Source organism: Cytobacillus dafuensis (assembly GCF_007995155.1).
GTDB lineage: Bacteria > Bacillota > Bacilli > Bacillales > Cytobacillaceae > Cytobacillus > Cytobacillus dafuensis.
In genome coordinates, this window is record NZ_CP042593.1 from 3,557,072 (window position 1) to 3,576,391 (window position 19,320).

Consider the following 19,320-nt stretch of genomic DNA (forward strand, 5'->3'; position numbering starts at 1 on the left):
TATTCATAAACTGAATCTTTAATTACCTACATATAGCTTTCAATCACAGACCATGCCTCATCTTTTCCATGCCCTGTTTCAGATGAAAAAAGAATGAGATGATCATTCGGATCAAGATCTAGTGTTTCTTTTGTGATTTTAATATGCTTTTGCCACTTCGACTTAGGAATTTTATCAGCCTTCGTCGCGATGATGATGCACGGAATTTCATAATGCTTTAAAAAACCATACATCATTGTATCATCCTGTGTTGGGGGATGCCGCAAATCAACGATTAAAACGACAGCCTTTAGCTGCTCTCTAGACGTTAAATACGTTTCGATCATTTTGCCCCATGCTTCACGTTCCTTTTTTGAAACTTTTGCATAGCCATAGCCGGGAACATCGACAAAATGTAAAATTTCATTAATGATGAAAAAGTTCAATGTTTGCGTTTTTCCTGGTTTCGATGATGTTCTTGCTAAGCTTTTTCGATTTAACATTTTGTTGATAAAAGAGGATTTTCCAACATTGGATCTTCCTGCTAATGCAAACTCAGGCAAAGTCTGATCAGGATATTGATCAGGCTTTACCGCACTAATAACGATTTCCGCTGAATTCACTTTCACTCTTGGACACCGCCTGACAATGCATGCTTTAATACTTCATCTACATGAGAGACTAGGACAAAATCAAGATCGTCTCGTACACTTTCAGGAATATCATCAATGTCCTTCTCATTATCCTTTGGAAGAATAATTTTTGTTAATCCTGCTCGATGGGCACTTAATGTTTTTTCTTTCACCCCACCAATTGGCAGAACTCGTCCTCGTAATGTAATTTCTCCTGTCATTCCAACCTCTTTCCGAATCGGATTTCCTGAAAGTGCTGATACAAGTGCAGTTGCCATCGTAATACCTGCCGACGGACCATCTTTAGGTACTGCTCCTTCTGGCACATGAATATGAATATCATATTTTTCATGGAAACCTTCTTCAATTCCGAGTTCAACTGCTTTTGACCTGACATAGCTAAATGCAGCTTGAGCAGATTCTTTCATGACATCACCAAGCTTCCCTGTGAGCACAAGCTTTCCTTTTCCTGGTGAAAGGGAAACTTCAATTTGAAGTGTATCCCCACCAACTGTCGTGTAAGCAAGACCAGTTGCAACACCAATTTGATCTTCAAGCTCAGCTTGCCCATAACGAAACTTCGGCTTGCCTAAAAAATCCTCAATATTCTTCTCGGAAATGATGACTTTTTTCTTGTCGCCAGCAACAATTATTTTCGCTGTTTTACGGCAAATGGTTGCTAGTTGGCGTTCTAGACCACGAACTCCAGCTTCCCTTGTATAAAATCGAACAACCTTTTGAAATGCCTCATCACGAATTTGAAGCTGAGATTTCGTCAAACCATGCTCTTTAATTTGCTTTGGTAATAGGTGGTCCTTAGCGATATGAACCTTTTCTAGCTCTGTATAGCCTGCGATTGTAATAATCTCCATCCGGTCACGAAGCGGTCCTGGGATCGTTGATAAGTCATTTGCTGTTGCAATAAACATTACTTTAGAAAGATCATAGGTTTCTTCAATATAATGATCGCTAAAGTTATGATTTTGTTCAGGGTCCAAGACTTCTAGCATCGCTGAAGATGGGTCGCCGCGAAAATCACTCGACATCTTATCAATTTCATCTAGCAAAAACACTGGATTTATTGTTCCAGCTTTCTTCATTCCTTGAATAATTCGGCCAGGCATTGCACCCACATACGTTCTTCTGTGACCGCGAATTTCCGATTCATCACGAACTCCACCTAGGGAAATACGGACGAAATTTCTGTTAAGTGATGTAGCAATAGAACGAGCTAAGCTTGTTTTTCCTACGCCTGGTGGTCCTGCTAGACAGAGAATCGGTCCTTTTAGAGAATTGGTTAGCTTCTGAACTGCTAAATATTCAAGAACACGCTCTTTTACGTTTTCAAGACCATAATGATCATTGTTTAAAATGCGATCTGCTTTATGAATGTCTATATCATCTTCTGTCGCCTTATTCCATGGTAAGGAAATGAGCCACTCAATATAATTACGAATGACCCCGCTTTCTGCTGAGCTTGAAGGGATTTTTTCGTATCTTTCAAGTTCCTTCAATGCAGTCAATTGGACATGTTCAGGCATACCAGCCTTTTCAATCTTTTCGGTAAGGTCAGCGATTTCACCTGTTTTGCCTTCCTTCTCTCCAAGTTCTTTCTGAATGGCTTTCATTTGTTCGCGCAAATAATATTCCTTTTGCGTACGCTCCATCGATTTCTTAACACGCTGGCCAATTTTCTTTTCTAAATTTAATACTTCTCTTTCGTTATGAATGATTTCAATAACACGATTCATACGGTCTTTTACATGAAATGTTTCTAAAATATCCTGCTTTTCCTTAAGCTTCAAAGGTAAATGAGATGAAATAATATCTGCCATTCGGCCAGGTTCTTCAATATCTGCAACAGCTGAATATGTTTCTGCTGATACTTTTTTTGACACCTTTATGTATTGTTCAAAGTACTCTAGCATCGTGCGCATTAATGCTTGATCCTCGACATCCTTTGTTAGCTTTTCATCAAATACTTCTATACTTACAGCAAAGTGGCTTGCTTCATCTTTAAAATCAATAATTTGCGCTCTTTTTAGCCCCTCTACTAATACCCGAATTGTCCCATTCGGTAGCTTGAGCATTTGTTTAACACGCGTTAATGTTCCTATTTTGTATAGATCCTCTTCTGCTGGTTCATCTATAGATATTTCTTTTTGCGTAGTTAGGAAAATTAAATGGTCATCTACCATCGCTTTTTCGAGAGCCTCTACCGACTTTTCTCGGCCCACATCTAAGTGAAGAACCATTGTCGGATAAACAAGTAAACCCCGAAGCGGCAGGAGGGGGACGATGATTTCTTTCTTTTTCGCCAAACCAAAAGCACCTCCATATTACATATCATTATTAGCATAATGTAAAACATCAATCAGTGAGGGGTCCAAATCCAACACTTTTTGTAAGTTGAACTTATCACATTCAGAACGCCACTTCCTGTGATAATTTTGCTAATATTTTCTTTGTACAATTCTAACTTATTTATGTGACACTGTCTAATACGAAAAGCGGAGGCGTCTTGATCAGCACCGACAAGCATAAGACAGACCAGCGAGAAGGTTGCTGTTTAACCTTCTTGATGGACTGACTTATGACCTCGAGGTGCTAGACGCCGGAGCTAGACAATAAGAAAAGCGAAAGCCTTATTGTACATAAATAAAACTCCGGCTTAGAATACAAATCTATAAGCCGAAGTTAAGCCACCCTAAATGCTTTCTTTTTTTGCCAATTCGATTGAAGCCGTGATGGATTGTTCCCGATGGAAGTTCTTAATTAATGCAATGTCAAAAACTTCATTTAAATGGCTTACAGGGATTATGTTAATTCCAGTTATATCTTTCAGTATAGATTGCATATTTTCTTTTGGAATTATGACGGTTTTTGCTCCAGCTTTTTTCGCTGCCTTCACTTTAGGATAGATTCCTCCAACTGGTTTTACATACCCATGGATACTAATTTCTCCAGTCATTGCAACTGTATGATCAATTGGGTATTTATAGATGGCTGAGTATATACCACTTGCCATTGCTATCCCTGCAGAAGGTCCATCTATCGGAATCCCTCCTGGAAAATTCACATGAATATCATAGTCATCTGCTGGAACTCCCATTGAACGAAGGACTGTAATGACATTTTCAATTGATCCTCTTGCCATGCTCTTTCTACGTATCGATTTACCTTGGCCTCCAATACTTTCTTCTTCTACAATTCCGGTAATATTAATGCTGCCCTTTTCTCTTGCTGGAATAACGGTTACCTCTATATCAAGGAGAGCACCTGTATTTGGACCGTAAACAGCTAGACCATTCACTAACCCAACCTCTGATTTTGAATTAATTTTTCTTTCCATTCTTGGTGTAAGCTGGCTAGATTGAATAACCCATTCTATCTCTTCATCTTTTATGTAACTTCTATCCTCTGTAATAGCTAATCCTGCAGCAATTTGAATCATATTAACCGCTTCACGGCCATTTCGTGCATAGGAAGACAATATGATTAATCCATTATCACTAATTGAGAGATTAACCTTTTCTGCCGCTTTTCTTCCGACTTCCACTATTTCTTCTTCCGTCAATTCTCTAAAAAAAACTTCCATGCATCTCGAGCGAATAGCAGGCGGAATTTCATTCGGTGTTCTTGTCGTTGCCCCTATTAGTCTAAAATCAGCCGGGAGGCCATTTTTAAAAATATCATGTATATGACTAGGAATTTGGGTATTTTCCTCATTGTAATAAGCACTTTCAAGAAATACTTTTCGATCTTCTAATACTTTTAATAATTTGTTCATTTGGATTGGATGCAGCTCTCCAATCTCATCAATAAACAAAACACCACCATGAGCGTTTGTTACAGCCCCTTGTTTAGGCTGAGGGATTCCCGCTTGTCCCATAGCTCCAGCACCCTGGTATATTGGATCATGGACTGAGCCTATTAAAGGGTCGGCAATTCCTCTTTCATCAAAGCGGGCAGTTGTTGCATCCAATTCGATAAACACCGATGAAGGCTTAAATGGAGATTTTGCCGTTTTTTTCGCTTCTTCTAAAACAAGTCTTGCAGCAGCAGTTTTTCCAACCCCTGGTGGACCATAAATGATAACATGCTGAGGATTTGGACTGCATAAAGCAGCTTTTAACGATTTAATTCCATCTTCTTGACCGACTATGTCTGCAAAGCTAGATGGACGAACTTTTTCTGCTAAAGGCTCAGTTAAAGAGATGGATCTCATTTTTTTCAATTGGTCCATTTCTTTTTTCGATTCTCGATCGATAGACACTTTTTGTGTTCTCTGATTTTTAAGCAAATTCCAGAAATATAGACCAATCACAATTCCAAAAAACAGTTGAATAAATAAGGCGATCCCCGTCCAACTCATACGTTTCCCTCCTGCATAATAGTTCTCGCTGATATATGCTAGTATCTCCCTCACTGAGTTGGAATAAACAAGTTTTTAATGTAAAAAGATGGAGAAACGGAAGCACCTGGCTCGAGAAGGAACGCGGATAAAGAACGCCACGACCTGTGGCAACGTCCACATAAAGAAAACTCACCGATTGGCGAGCCTTGGAAAGGCGAAGACAGAGGCGTAGTTGCACTTATCGCATACATGCTACGTCCTCCCAAAAGCTTCTCTTTTGGTCGTGCGATGTATCTCTGACGAAGCTTTCCTTATCCTGTGGCATTCGCCCGACTAGGACACCCTCGTAAAAGCTATCGCTTTTCCTTCGTGCGATGTTAATCGCTATCGAAGCCTTCCTTGTCCTGTTCGTTGTACTTTATTCCTAAAATTAGCAACTACTTCGGATCATCTTCTGCGCTGGCAATTTATACTTTCTTTACGTATAACAAAAGCCAAACCGAAATTGGTTTGGCTTTGTTATTTATGCTGATGTTTTTCGTTCTTCGTCAACGATTGTCCCATCCTCTAGAATTAGCTTAGGAGACGAATTATCAATGACTGTTTCTTTTGTAATGATACATTTTTTAATATCATCACGAGATGGGAGCTCAAACATTACGTCAAGCATGATTCCTTCAATAATTGAACGTAAGCCACGCGCTCCTGTTTTACGTTCAATTGCTCTTTTCGCAATTTCTACTAATGCAGCTTCGTCAAATTCAAGCTCAACATCATCAAGTTCAAGCATCTTTTGATATTGTTTAACTAACGCATTTTTAGGTTTTGTAAGAATTTCAATCAATGCTTCCTCATCAAGCGGAGTCAGACTGGAAATAACCGGCAAACGCCCGATGAATTCAGGTATTAATCCAAATTTTAATAAATCCTCAGGAAGGACCTTTGATAATAGATCTTTTTGCTCCACTTCATTTTGTTTCGGATCAGAGCCAAAGCCAATTACTTTTTGACCAAGACGGCGTTTAATTATTTGCTCAATGCCATCAAATGCACCACCACAAATAAATAAGATATTGGTTGTATCAATTTGAATAAATTCTTGGTGTGGGTGCTTACGTCCACCTTGAGGTGGGACGCTGGCAACTGTGCCCTCTAAAATTTTTAACAAAGCTTGCTGAACCCCTTCACCAGACACATCTCTTGTGATAGAAGGATTTTCTGATTTGCGTGCAACTTTATCGATTTCATCAATATAGATAATGCCTTTTTCCGCTTTTTCTACATCATAATCAGCAGACTGAATAAGCTTTAAAAGTATATTCTCAACATCCTCACCAACATATCCAGCTTCAGTTAATGAAGTTGCATCTGCAATGGCAAACGGTACATTTAAAATACGTGCAAGTGTTTGTGCAAGTAATGTTTTTCCGCTTCCTGTAGGTCCAATCATGGCGATATTACTTTTGGATAGCTCGACATCGTCGATTTTACTATTAGAATTAATACGCTTGTAATGATTGTAAACAGCTACAGATAAAGATTTTTTAGCCTGTTCTTGGCCGATAACGTATTCATCGAGAATATCACGAATTTCGGAAGGCTTCGGCACATCTTTGAACTCAACTTCTTCTTCCGTGCCCAGCTCCTCTTCTACAATTTCAGTGCATAATTCAATACATTCATCACATATATATACGCCAGGACCAGCAACTAGTTTGCGCACTTGATCCTGTGTTTTCCCACAGAAAGAACACTTTAATTGCCCTTTTTCATCATTAAATTTAAACAATTCCTTCACCCCTTGAAAAACTTCAAATCATTAAATATATACTGTGAATCATATGCAAACTCAATTGGTTTTTTAGCTTTATTATGGTCAAGAAAATTATACATTTCTCATATTAGAAAAATGTCTATCTCATGTCTTCTTATTTGTTATGTATTGCATTGTAACACATTTATACTATGGACAGGAAATAAAAACTCTTATAAACATGATCATTATGTAATACCTGTTTACATTGTGGATTCACAATTAATACGCAGCTAAAAATTTTCCCAATAAGCTAAGCTTAACCATTATTATTCAAATTAAGTCGAATTAATTTATCCAAAAACTTCATATGTATTTTATTTATTAAATTTCGGTGATATTTGGAAATTAGAGATTAAAATTAATTCCTAATCAAATGAAAATTCTAAATATGTATTCCTTGTTAATTAAATCTTGGCTTCGTTAATCTTCCCTGTTGATTTCCGCAGCAGGCACTCGCTTTCCGCTCCAATCAACAACACAATAGCATGCTTTAACATAGCCTAAAACTTGAATTTATGTATGTATATTGTATAAAACAAGGCACGATCATATCGCGCCTTGTTCATTATGTTTTCTTATTGTCTAACTTGGTGTATTTTGTCAGTATTTCAATTATTTTTCAACAGTTTTGCTGTTTTCTACAAGGAAATCAACTGCTTTTTTAATTTGAAGGTCTGCTTTAACACCTTCTAAGCTGCCAAGTGCTTTTTGAATGCTTTCAACTGTCATGTTATACATTTCAGACATTTTTGTAAGCTCAGCATTTACATCCTCATCAGTTGCTTCAATCTTTTCAGCTTTTGCAATTGCTTCTAATGTTAAGTTTACACGAACGCGTTTTTCAGCTTCTTCTTTCATTTGCTCACGTAATGCATTTTGATCTTGACCTGAGAATTGGAAGTATAGATCAAGGTTCATTCCTTGCATTTGAAGACGCTGTTCAAATTCTTTTACCATACGATCAACTTCTGAATCAATCATGACTGATGGTAGATCAATTTCTGCATTTTTTGTAGCTTGTTCTACAACTGTATCTTGTACAACATGCTCAGCCTCATGCTTTTTGCTGTCAGCTAGGCGTGTTTTTACTTTTTCTTTAAGTGCTTCTAAAGATTCAACTTCCTCGTCTACATCTTTTGCAAACTCGTCATTTAGTTCAGGAAGTTCCTTTGTTTTGATTTCATGTACAGTCACTTTGAATACAGCAGGCTTACCAGCTAATTCAGCAGCATGATATTCTTCAGGGAATGTAACTTCCACATCTTTAGATTCGCCAGAAGCTGTACCTACCAATTGATCTTCAAATCCCGGAATGAATTGTCCAGAACCAAGTTCAAGAGAGAAGTTTTCAGCTTTGCCGCCTTCAAAAGCTTCACCGTCAACAAATCCTTCAAAGTCGATTACAACAGTATCGCCATTTTCAGCTTTTCCTTCTTCTTTTACAACAAGCTCAGCCTGTTTTTCTTGCATAGACTTTAATTCATTATTAACATCTTCCTCAGTTACTTCTGTATTGAATTTTTCCACTTCAATACCTTTGTAATCGCCAAGTTTTACTTCAGGCTTTAAAGTAACTTTTGCAGTGAAAATAAAGCTTTTGCCCTTTTCAATTTGCTCTACATCGATTTCAGGGCGATCTACTGGCTCAATTCCAGTTTCTTCAATTGCATCTGCGTATGCGTTAGGAAGCAGGAAATCAACTGCATCTTGGTAAAGTGACTCTACGCCGAAACGTTTTTCAAACATTCCACGAGGCATTTTTCCTTTACGGAATCCAGGTACATTAATTTGTTTTACTACTTTTTTAAATGCAGCGTCTAATCCTTCAGTTACTTTCTCTGCATCTACTTCAATTGTAAGAACTCCAAGGTTCCCTTCAAGCTTTTCAAATTTTGCAGACATATGATTATTTCCCTCCAACAAATCTATTAGCATTTCATTCGTAACGAATTGGTATTGATACAGCTTGATTTCCAAGCGTTACCTTTTTTTTACACAATAAATACCATTTACATATACAACCATTATATTATAACATACGAACCCGAGCTTTCAACAAAGAACCTATAAATTGGCGGATGAAATTTCTTCTATTTTCATTAAAATTAATCCTGCTCTTATCAATTCTTCTTCCTTGACATGATAGAGCTGTGAGAGCTCTTCCAGTGATTGCGATAAACCAAGATACTCTGCCGCAAGAGAATGGTAGGCTGCCCCCCAAACTTCATCCATAAAAGGTTCTAGCTGAAATGGGTAAATAATGAGATTATGTCGAGCTATTAAACTTTTGATATGTTCATAAAGGATCGGGTCTTCATGTTCAAGTTGATTTGCTACGACATGAAACAATCTTTTCATCTGTGTCTGCTCATGAACTCCAAGCAGATTGGCCGGTTTAAATGCTTGTTTCCTGTCAAGCTTTTCTACAATAACTTCCTTTTCATATTCATGTTCAGTTAAAACATTTAAAAGCATGGTTTTGAAGAATGGTTGCCCTTCTTTTAATTGAAGATATGATTTAATTTCATCTATAAAAGGCCTTATATTTCGTTCAGCAAGCTGGGCTGCGAGCATGATCTGCTCTTGTTGATCATTAATTGATATAAGGTTTAGCTCCTGATGATTAGGTTCATGTTCATCAGCAGGACCTTCAGTTAATCCTATCTCTTGATTTGAATCTATCATCCTTTTGCTGAATTCAAGCAATCGTGTAAATTGTTCAAGCTTGTCATGCGGTATTTCTTTTTCTTCTATTAATATTTCAATCGTAGCAACAATTTCATCATATTGATGTAATTGTACAAGAATCATTAAATATAGATCAATAATTTGAATATAGTCTCCTAGCCCCTTTTGGAGCATGCTATTTGCTAACTCTTTTGCTTCTGAAAGACGGCCGGCTTCAAAATAAGCAAGAACAAGACCAATATGGATTTCATTATCGTTATGCTCTAATGCCATAGCTCCTTCAAGATATTCAATAGCTTCCCGAAATTTTTTTTGTTGAAGACATTCTAACCCTTTTTCCATAAGCCTTTTTTCTAGATCGGGAAAAAGAATAATTTTATCATTTAGTTTTTTCCGATCACGTTTTTTCATAATTGTCACGCCTCTAATGTATTTTTGAGCTTATCTTGCAAACCTTTTTACTGATTAAGTTAAAATACTTTTTTATGTAGTTTAGCACGGGATTTTCGAAAAAACAAAAAGATTCACAGTGCAATCTGCAAATCTTTTTGGCTAATTGATATGATTAAATTTTTTTACGTACAAAAGTGAATTTGTATTTTAATATAGTATCTGCAAAAAAGATCTCATCAGAATAACTAAGCATTCGCCGAAAGGACTTGGCCATCGCCAAGTTTTTATAATTTATGAAACTACATCTCCTAATTTTTCAAACTCCGAAATTTTCTCTTCTAATTGAAGAGTAATCTCAATTTCATCCCAACCATTTAAAAGCATTTTCTTCCAATAACTATTAATTGGAAAAGTCGTTGAGAAGCCATTATTATCTGCAATTGTTTCATTTTCTAAATCCACTTTTAATTGATATGGTTGATCTTTTGCTTTTGCTAATAAATAATTTACCTCTTCAGTTTGTAATTTAATTGGGAGCATGCCGTTCTTTAGACAGTTTTGATGAAAAATATCTGCAAAAGAAGGTGCTATTACCACTTTAAATCCATAATCCAACAAAGCCCATGGCGCATGTTCCCTTGAAGAACCGCATCCAAAATTCTCATTGGCAATTAATATGGAGGCTTTTTGATTCTGAACCTGATTCAACTCAAAGTCAGGATTAGGTTCTCCATTTTTCATAAAACGCCAATCATAGAATAAGAATTGACCAAAGCCTGTTTTTTCTATTCTTTTTAAAAATTGCTTAGGAATAATCTGATCAGTATCTATGTTTGCCCTGTCAATAGCTACTGCTTTCCCCTCTAAAACTTTAAAGCCACTCATATACAATTCCTCCTATTTCGATTAGCAACAATATCGCATTTTCTTCTTTTCTTAAACTGTTTCAGCAGCACTCATGGCCCCAACATCTACAAACCGGCCATAAACTGCTGCTGCTGCAGCCATGGCTGGACTAACTAAGTGTGTTCTTGCACCAGACCCTTGGCGGCCTTCAAAATTACGGTTAGAAGTTGATGCACAATGTTCTCCACTTGGGACAATATCATTGTTCATACTTAAGCACATACTGCAGCCTGAATCGCGCCATTCAAAGCCTGCCTGCTTAAAAATGACATCCAACCCTTCTGATTCTGCGAGTTTCTTCACGGCTTGTGAGCCAGGTACAACTAGCGCCCTTACAGTTGGATGAACTTTATTTCCTCTTGCAATACTTGCAGCCTGTCGCAAATCTTCAATTCTAGAATTTGTACATGATCCAATAAAAACATGCTGAATCTTAATATCCTCAATTTTTTGCCCTTCCTGCAATCCCATATAGGCTAAAGCCCTTTCAAGGGATTTTTTTTCTAATTCCGAAGTGCAATCATTGATTGTTGGAATTCTTTCATTTATTTTTCCCGTCATTGATGGATTTGTTCCCCAGCTTACCATTGGGGCAATATTATTGGCATCAATAGTAATTACCCTATCATAGGAAGCATCATCATCTGATACAAGCTCTTGCCATTTTTTTACTGCCACATAGAAACCCTCATCCTTGGGAGCATATCTTCTTCCTTTTATATAGGAGAAAGTTGTTTCATCTGGACTAACAAGGCCTGCACGGGCCCCTCCTTCAATAGACATATTGCAGATCGTCATTCGTTCTTCCATTGACATCCTTCTAATAGTATCACCACAGTATTCAATGACATGACCTGTACCAAAATCTATCCCATATTTTGCTAGTATATAAAGAATGACATCTTTTGCTGTTACACCTTTTCTAAGGCTGCCATTAATTTCAAGCTTTAATGTTTTAGGCTTTACTCTCCATATGGTCTGGGTTGCTAATACATGTTCAACTTCGCTTGTCCCAATGCCAAAAGCTATAGATCCAAAAGCACCATGGGTAGAAGTATGGCTATCTCCACAAACAATCGTCATGCCTGGCTGTGTCAAGCCTTGCTCAGGTCCAATGACATGGACAATTCCTTGATCTGGGCTATCAATACCAGCTAATTGAATACCAAACTCTGAGCAATTCTTTTCTAAAGTTGTCATTTGATTTAATGCGACAGCATCATTAATCTCATATCGATTATCTGTTGGGATATTATGGTCGACAGTAGCAAAAGTTTTATCTGGTTTTCTTACCTTTCTATTTTTCATTCTTAAGCCTGAAAATGCTTGTGGAGAAGTAACCTCATGGACTAAATGAAGATCAATATACAATAAATCAGGTTTCCCTTCCTCCTGATGAACGACATGCTTTTCCCATATTTTATCAATAATAGATTTTCCCATACTATTCCTTCTCCTTTTAAAAGAAACACGACCAAAGCTGGCCGTGTCACTTTCCATTTTCTATTTTTAAGCCCCCAGGCACTTATGCTTTTCTATTTGTCTAGCTTCGACGTACACGACGTACTAGTGCCTACTTTGCCACATGACGTGGCGGTTCAGTCGGCTAGCGCCTAGAGGCTCGAGGTCATAAGCCAGTCTGCCAAGAAGGTTAAAGAACAACCTTCTCGTCATCCCGCCTTATGCTTGTCGCCCCTGAGCACTAAGGAAGGCTCCTTAGAATCATCTTCGCAGGAACAATCGGCTCTTTGATTGTTCCGAAGGCGCTTACGCTTTTCTATTTGTCTAGCTCCAGCGCCTAGGGGCTCGAGGTCATAAGTCAATCCATCAAGAAGGTTAAAGAACAACCTTCTCGCTGGCTCGCCTTATGCTTGTCGCCCCTGACCAAGGCGCTTACGCTTTTCTATGCATAAGCACTCATGATGTTCAAAATTGCTGCATTGTCAAGTAGTGTGGCTTTAACTTCTTCTACCATTTCAGTGGTTGAGACTTTTTTCTTTGCAAATGACATAATGTCCGGTGTCCGATATCCTGCATCTAGAACCTGATTAACAGCCTGTTCAACCGCTTCAGCTTCTTCGTTCATTCCAAAAGATAGACGAAGCATCATTGCTGCAGAAAGCATCATCGCAATAGGATTTGCAATATTTTTGCCTTCGATGTCTGGAGCAGAGCCATGAATTGGCTCGTATAAATATGGCCCATTTTGTGAAAGGCTTGCTGAAGGCAGCATTCCTAATGATCCTGTTAGTACAGAAGCCTCATCACTTAAAATATCTCCAAACATATTTTCTGTTACAACAACATCGAATTGTTTCGGTTTTTTAATCATTTGCATCGCAGCATTATCCACTAACATATGCTCTAGAACGACTTCAGGATATTCCTTCCCTACTTCTTCTGCCACTTCTCTCCACATTCGACTAGATTCTAAAACATTGGCTTTATCAACAGAAGTTACTTTTCCTTTTCTTGTTTTTGCAAGCTCAAACGCAAGCTTAATAACTCTTTGCATTTCCTTTCTTTGATAAAATAAAGTATCTACAACTGCATCTTCACCATTTTTCTTTGTTCGTTCACTTGGTTTTCCGAAGTATAAGCCACCTGTCAATTCCCTAACCATTACCATATCTACACCTTCAATTACTTCATTTCTAAGCGGTGAAGATTCAGCCAAACTTGGATAGTAATTTGTTGGCCTCAAGTTAGCAAAGAGATTTAAATCTTTACGAATTTTTAATAAGCCACGCTCAGGACGAAGGTGGACAGGCTGACGCTCCCATTTATATCCGCCAACTGCACCTAGTAAAACCGCATCGCTTTGTTTACATAGCTCAACAGTTTCATCGGGCAGTGGGGTTCCAACCGCATCAATTGCTTCTCCACCGATTTTTCCGTATTGAAAATAAAACTGGTGACCGAAACGCTCTGCAACAGCCTGTAAAATTTCAATCGCTCCTTTTACAACCTCTTTGCCGATCCCATCTCCTGGTAATACTGCGATACGCTTTTTCATTTTTATCCCCCCGTTGTTTGATAATGACTGTTAAGTTTTACTGAGTTACACTTAACTCTGGACTTTTACCCTTCATATAAATAACTCTATTCACTGCATTTAAATATGCTTTCGCTGACGCCTCCAGCACATCTTGCGCCAAGCCGCGTCCACTCGTTTCAAAATCCAAATACTTAAGTTTTACATAAACCTGCGCAAGTGCGTCCCTGCCAGCACCTACTGACTGAATTCGATAATCTAATAGATTAATTGGACCAGCCATGCACTTTTCAAGCGTATTATATAGCGCCTCAATACTTCCTGCACCAGTTCCCGCTTCTTGGATAACCTCTTTTTGTGCACCAGACAATGTGACTGTAGCAGTTGGTACTTGTTTCGTTCCGTATTGAATTTGAATTTGAATTAATTCATAGAAACGCTCTTCTTTTGATAGCTTTTCTTCTAATACGAGTGCTACTAAATCATCATCTGTCATTTCTTTTTTACGATCAGCTAAATCTTTAAAAGCTGTAAATAACTCCTTAATATCATCATCGGGCACATTCAGCCCAAGTTCATTTAAGCGATTTTTAAATGCATGTCTTCCCGAATGTTTACCTAATACTAAAGAATTTGACTGGAATCCTACTAATTCTGGAGAAATAATTTCATAGGTTGTTTTCTCCTTTAAAACACCGTCCTGATGGATACCAGATTCATGTGCATAGGCATTTCTCCCAACAACGGCTTTATTGGCTGGGACGATCATTCCTGTAAGCTTGCTGACAAGACTGCTTGTTCGGCTAACTTCTTTCAGATTTAGACGAGTTGAAGCCGTATAAAAATCTTTTCTTATATGCAAGGCAACAGCAATTTCCTCAAGAGCGGCATTCCCTGCTCTCTCGCCAATTCCATTTATTGTTCCCTCCACTTGAGTAGCCCCATTCTCCACTGCTGCTAATGAATTGGCAATCGCCATACCTAGATCATCATGACAATGTGTAGATAATGACACCATATCTATAGAAGAAACATGTTCTCTTAAATACTTAAAAATCTTTCCGTATTCTTCTGGTGTTCCGTATCCTACTGTATCCGGTATATTAATGACTCTAGCTCCTGCTTGAATCACTTTCTCTACTATTTCAGCTAAATAAGGAAGCTCTGTTCTTGATGCATCCTCTGCGGACCATTGAACAATCGGAAATTTACTTGCTGCGTATTTTACAGTTTGAACAGCGGTTTCAATTACTTCCTCTTTCGACATTTTCAATTTATATTGACGGTGTATCGGTGATGTAGCAATGAACGTATGGAGCCTAGGTTCTTCTCCGTTTTTAAGTGCTTCCCATGCGGCATTAATATCGGAAATTACACCGCGGGCAAGGCCAGTAACTGAGCAATTTTTAACCATTTGTGCAATTTTTTGAACCGATATAAAGTCTCCTTTAGATGCTGCTGGAAATCCCGCTTCAATGATATCCACATTCAATCTTTCCAGCTGTCTTGCGATTTCTATTTTTTCTGAAAGATTAAGATTGACACCGGCTGATTGCTCTCCATCTCTCAAGGTTGTATCGAATATTTTAATGTTTGGCACTTGCAACAACTTCTTTCTTTTTATCTTTATTGACAAATGGCATCATTTTTCTTAATTCTCTTCCTACCTGCTCGATAAGATGTTCCTTTTCGCGAGCATTAATAGCATTAAAGACCGGGCGATTGGCTTGATTCTCTAAGATCCATCCCTTGGCAAATTTTCCTTCCTGAATATCTTTTAGAATGGCTTTCATTTCTTCTTTTACTCTTTCATCAACTACTCGTGGGCCGCTGACAAAGTCTCCCCACTGAGCAGTATCAGAAATCGAATAGCGCATGCCTTCCATTCCGCCTTCATACATTAAATCCACAATCAGCTTTAATTCATGCAATGTTTCGAAATAGGCTAGTTCCGGCTGATAACCCGCCTCGACTAGTGTTTCAAATCCAGCTTTGACAAGAGATGTTAAGCCTCCACATAGAACAGCTTGCTCTCCAAATAAATCTGTTTCTGTTTCCTCTTTAAATGTAGTTTCTAACGCACCTGCTCTAAGTGCACCAATTGCTTTTGCATAAGCTAAAGCAAGCTCTTTCGCCTCACCTGTTACATCCTGATAGATGGCGAATAATGCTGGAACACCAGCATCCTGCTCATAAGTTCTTCTAACAAGGTGACCTGGCCCTTTTGGAGCAACAAGAAGCACATCACTTTCCTTTAGAGGTACAATTTGGTTAAAGTGAACATTAAAACCGTGAGCAAACATAAGCGCTTGATTCGTTAAATTCGGTTCAATTTCTTCTTTATAAACCTTTGTCTGAAGCTCATCTGGCAAGAGAATCATCACGACATCAGCTTGAGCTGTCGCTTCTCCTACAGAGTATACTTGGAATCCGTCTTCTACTGCCTTATCCCATGATTTACCTTTCCTGAGACCAATGATAACATCGACACCGCTATCCCTCATATTTAGTGCGTGTGCATGACCTTGTGATCCATAGCCGATTACCGCTACTTTCTTTCCGTTTAAATACGCTGCGTTTGCATCTCCGTTATAATACATTTTTGCCATTTTTCTTCTCCCTTTCTTTGCTAAATAGTTTTTTTATTTTTAATAACTATATCGACGTTTTTGCTTGGTCAAACAATTGAATATGCTTTAGTTTGGCTTAATGAAGGCTGGGTTCCTCGTGGGAAAGCAGTCGTTCCTGTTCTGGCGAGTTCTTTTATTCCGTATGGCTTGATAAGCTCAATGAATGCCTCGATTTTTTCTGATTCTCCAGTTATTTGAATAACAAGGCTTTCCTTCCCCACATCAATGACATTTGCTCGAAATGGTTCAATTAAAGAATAAATTTCATTTCTTATTTGTGGGGTTGAAAGAACTTTAATTAAAGCTAGTTCTCTTGCAACAATTGCTTGGTCAGTAATATCTATTACTTTTAAGACATCAATTTGCTTATTTAGCTGTTTTGTAATTTGTTCTGTTTCTCGATCACTATCTACATGTATCACACATGTAATTCTAGATACCCCTTCATGTTCAGTTAGCCCAACAGAAATACTTTCAATATTATAATTTCGCTTGGAAAATAAATTAGTAATTCTATTTAATACCCCAGGGCGATTTAATACTGTCATACTAATCGTTCTTTTCAAGGCTTAGCACCTACCATTTCATGCAATCCTTTTCCTGGTGCGATCATTGGATATACATTTTCATTTGGATCAATTCTAAAATCTAGCAGAACTGGCTCACGATTATTTAGAACCTCGTTTAATATTTCCTCTGCCTGTTCCACTGAACTGATGACATAACCTTTTATTTCATAGGCTTCAGCTAGTTTCACAAAGGAAGGCTGCACGGAGATTTTACTATGAGAAAAACGTGATTCATAAAAAATCTCTTGCCACTGGCGGACCATTCCTAAAGAGTGATTATTAAAAATGCAAATCTTAATCGGGAGGTTAAACTCCCTAATAACTGCAAGCTCTTGAGTCGACATTTGGAAGCCAGCATCTCCTAGAACGGCAACCACACATGCATCTGGATCAGCAAACTGAGCTCCGATACTGGCTGGGAGGCCAAATCCCATCGTTCCTAATCCTCCTGAAGTCACCCATCTATCTGCTTGATTGAAACGATAATATTGTGCAGCCCACATTTGGTGCTGACCAACATCTGTTACCACAATAGCTTTACCTTCCGTTTTCTTGAAAAGCATTTCCATTGTCTTTTGAGGTTTTATAGAACCTTCGCTTGACTCGCCATAATAATAGGGGTATTCCTCCTGCCATTTTTGAATTTGTTCATGCCATTCTTTATCGGCAGGCGGCTTGCCATTTTGCTGAACTAACTGCTTTAATGCTTCTTTTGCATCCGCTACAATTGGAATGGCTGTTGGTACATTTTTTCCAATTTCTGCTGGATCAATATCAATATGGGCAACTGTTGCATTTGGAGCGAAATGCTGTAAATTTCCTGTCAGTCGATCATCAAATCGTGCCCCAATATTGATTAATAAATCACATTCACTTAATCCCATATTTGATGCGTAACAGCCATGCATTCCTGCTAACCCAACAAATAGTTTGTGATTTGCTGGAAATCCACCTAATCCTAGCAATGTATGAATAACTGGAATTTGTTGTTGCTCTGCATATTTCTTTAATTCATCTGATGCTTTTGCATGTAGGACGCCTGCTCCAGCCAGTATTACTGGCTTTTTAGCCCCGCTAACCGCTTCTGTTAATTTACGAATTTGTAAATAGTTAGGATGAAGTGTCGGCTGATATCCAGGTAAGTTTATTTCTTGCTCTATTGGAGGTTTTGATACAGAAGCTGCAATGTCTTTTGGTATATCGATCAGGACTGGTCCAGGTCTTCCGCTTGATGCTATATAAAATGCCTCTTTAACAATCCTTGGAATATCTTCAATGTTACGAACTTGATAGTTATATTTTGTTATAGGGGTTGTAATCCCAAGAATATCTGCTTCTTGAAAAGCATCTGATCCAATTACACTAGTTGCCACCTGACCAGTGAAAACGACAAGCGGTAACGAGTCCATCATGGCATCTGTAAGTCCTGTGACAATGTTAGTAGCTCCAGGACCTGATGTAGCGATGACAACTCCCGGCTTTCCTGAAATCCTTGCATACCCCTCAGCTGCGTGAATTCCCCCCTGTTCATGTCTAGGTAAAACGTGGAGAATTTTTGAATGATATAATTTGTCATAAATCGGTAAGACTGCTCCTCCTGGATATCCAAAAATCACTTCAACCTTTTCCTTCTCCAATGCTTCTAATAACAGATCAGCACCTGTGACCATTTCTGTCTCAGCCTTTGTTTCTGTAAAGGCAGCTTCCTGCAACATTCTAATTTAACCTCCTCTTTGTTCCTTTTTTTAATTCAAAATAAAAAGCCCTTTCATCCCTCATACACCTACTTATACTAGGTAAAGGGATGAAAAGGCTTTAAAACCTGTTCCACGGTACCACCCTAAATTCACGCTATTAACGTGCACTTATGAACAGCTGAAATGCTGTTCGTTTTGATAACGGGTGGTAACACCCGACCAACTCTACTAAAAGAATCTTTCAAGCTGATGCTCTGAGGTGAGTTCACTTTATGAAGGAATTACCGGCTTTCAGCAGCCGCCGGCTCTCTGTAAATTCCTATGCATAAGCTACTTATCCTCTTCTTTGCTTTTTCAATATTCCTTATTTTATTACCGCTTTAAACGACTGAATTTTTAGGTTAAAAAAAACTACTTATTATAAGAGTTCGCTAACCAAAAGGAACTGTTTATTATATTTTTGAATTTTTTGTTTTCTTATATTGAGGACTATCTTACGCCCATTTTATTAAACCGTCAACACCTTATTTGTGAATTATTTGATAATTTCAACAAATCAGATTTATTGTATCCGCTTTCATTGTTGATATATTAAAGATCTGAAGCCTTTAATATTTTTTTATATTTTTTTGTGAACATAGGAAATTTTGAATCAAAT

At 38.1% G+C, this 19,320-nt stretch carries 13 protein-coding genes and 1 other annotated feature; all 13 genes read right to left on the reverse strand.

Annotated elements, in window-relative coordinates; all coding sequences use genetic code 11:
- Positions 1-26 precede the first annotated feature (26 nt).
- Positions 27-608, reverse strand: coding sequence for a ribosome biogenesis GTP-binding protein YihA/YsxC (gene yihA, locus FSZ17_RS17030; RefSeq protein WP_057771817.1), 582 nt, complete (start codon positions 606-608; stop codon positions 27-29).
- Positions 605-2,932 carry an endopeptidase La gene (gene lon, locus FSZ17_RS17035; RefSeq protein WP_057771819.1) on the reverse strand — a complete coding sequence of 776 codons (2,328 nt, stop codon included), beginning with the start codon at positions 2,930-2,932 and terminating at the stop codon, positions 605-607. The genes yihA and lon overlap by 4 nt, the downstream gene beginning before the upstream one ends.
- A 386-nt stretch (positions 2,933-3,318) precedes the next feature.
- Entirely contained in the window at positions 3,319-4,986 is a 1,668-nt protein-coding gene (lonB, locus tag FSZ17_RS17040) for an ATP-dependent protease LonB (RefSeq protein WP_057771821.1), read from the reverse strand.
- Positions 4,987-5,491: 505 nt separating this feature from the next.
- The gene (gene clpX / locus FSZ17_RS17045; protein ID WP_057771823.1) at positions 5,492-6,757 is read right to left on the reverse strand and encodes an ATP-dependent protease ATP-binding subunit ClpX; all 1,266 of its coding nucleotides are present in this window, start codon (positions 6,755-6,757) and stop codon (positions 5,492-5,494) included.
- A gap of 639 nt (positions 6,758-7,396) precedes the next feature.
- Positions 7,397-8,686, reverse strand: coding sequence for a trigger factor (gene tig / locus FSZ17_RS17050; protein WP_057771825.1), 1,290 nt, complete (start codon positions 8,684-8,686; stop codon positions 7,397-7,399).
- A gap of 162 nt (positions 8,687-8,848) precedes the next feature.
- Positions 8,849-9,883, reverse strand: a complete 1,035-nt coding sequence (locus FSZ17_RS17055) for a tetratricopeptide repeat protein (protein WP_057771827.1) — start codon at positions 9,881-9,883, stop codon at positions 8,849-8,851.
- Between the two features lie 273 nt (positions 9,884-10,156).
- On the reverse strand, positions 10,157-10,750 hold the full coding sequence (gene leuD, locus FSZ17_RS17060) for a 3-isopropylmalate dehydratase small subunit (RefSeq protein ID WP_057771828.1): 594 nt from the start codon (positions 10,748-10,750) through the stop codon (positions 10,157-10,159).
- Between the two features lie 51 nt (positions 10,751-10,801).
- Positions 10,802-12,214 carry a 3-isopropylmalate dehydratase large subunit gene (leuC, locus tag FSZ17_RS17065; protein ID WP_057771830.1) on the reverse strand — a complete coding sequence of 471 codons (1,413 nt, stop codon included), beginning with the start codon at positions 12,212-12,214 and terminating at the stop codon, positions 10,802-10,804.
- 460 nt (positions 12,215-12,674) lie between these two features.
- The gene (leuB, locus tag FSZ17_RS17070) at positions 12,675-13,787 is read right to left on the reverse strand and encodes a 3-isopropylmalate dehydrogenase (protein ID WP_057771832.1); all 1,113 of its coding nucleotides are present in this window, start codon (positions 13,785-13,787) and stop codon (positions 12,675-12,677) included.
- A gap of 37 nt (positions 13,788-13,824) precedes the next feature.
- Entirely contained in the window at positions 13,825-15,366 is a 1,542-nt protein-coding gene (locus tag FSZ17_RS17075) for a 2-isopropylmalate synthase (protein WP_057771834.1), read from the reverse strand.
- Positions 15,353-16,375, reverse strand: coding sequence for a ketol-acid reductoisomerase (ilvC, locus tag FSZ17_RS17080; RefSeq protein WP_057771836.1), 1,023 nt, complete (start codon positions 16,373-16,375; stop codon positions 15,353-15,355). Before ilvC ends, FSZ17_RS17075 begins: the two co-directional genes overlap by 14 nt.
- A gap of 68 nt (positions 16,376-16,443) precedes the next feature.
- Positions 16,444-16,962, reverse strand: coding sequence for an acetolactate synthase small subunit (gene ilvN / locus FSZ17_RS17085; RefSeq protein WP_057771838.1), 519 nt, complete (start codon positions 16,960-16,962; stop codon positions 16,444-16,446).
- On the reverse strand, positions 16,959-18,680 hold the full coding sequence (gene ilvB, locus FSZ17_RS17090) for an acetolactate synthase large subunit (protein WP_057771840.1): 1,722 nt from the start codon (positions 18,678-18,680) through the stop codon (positions 16,959-16,961). The genes ilvN and ilvB overlap by 4 nt, the downstream gene beginning before the upstream one ends.
- Positions 18,681-18,762: 82 nt before the next feature.
- Positions 18,763-19,018, reverse strand: a binding site (T-box leader).
- Between the last annotated feature and the right edge of the window lie 302 nt (positions 19,019-19,320).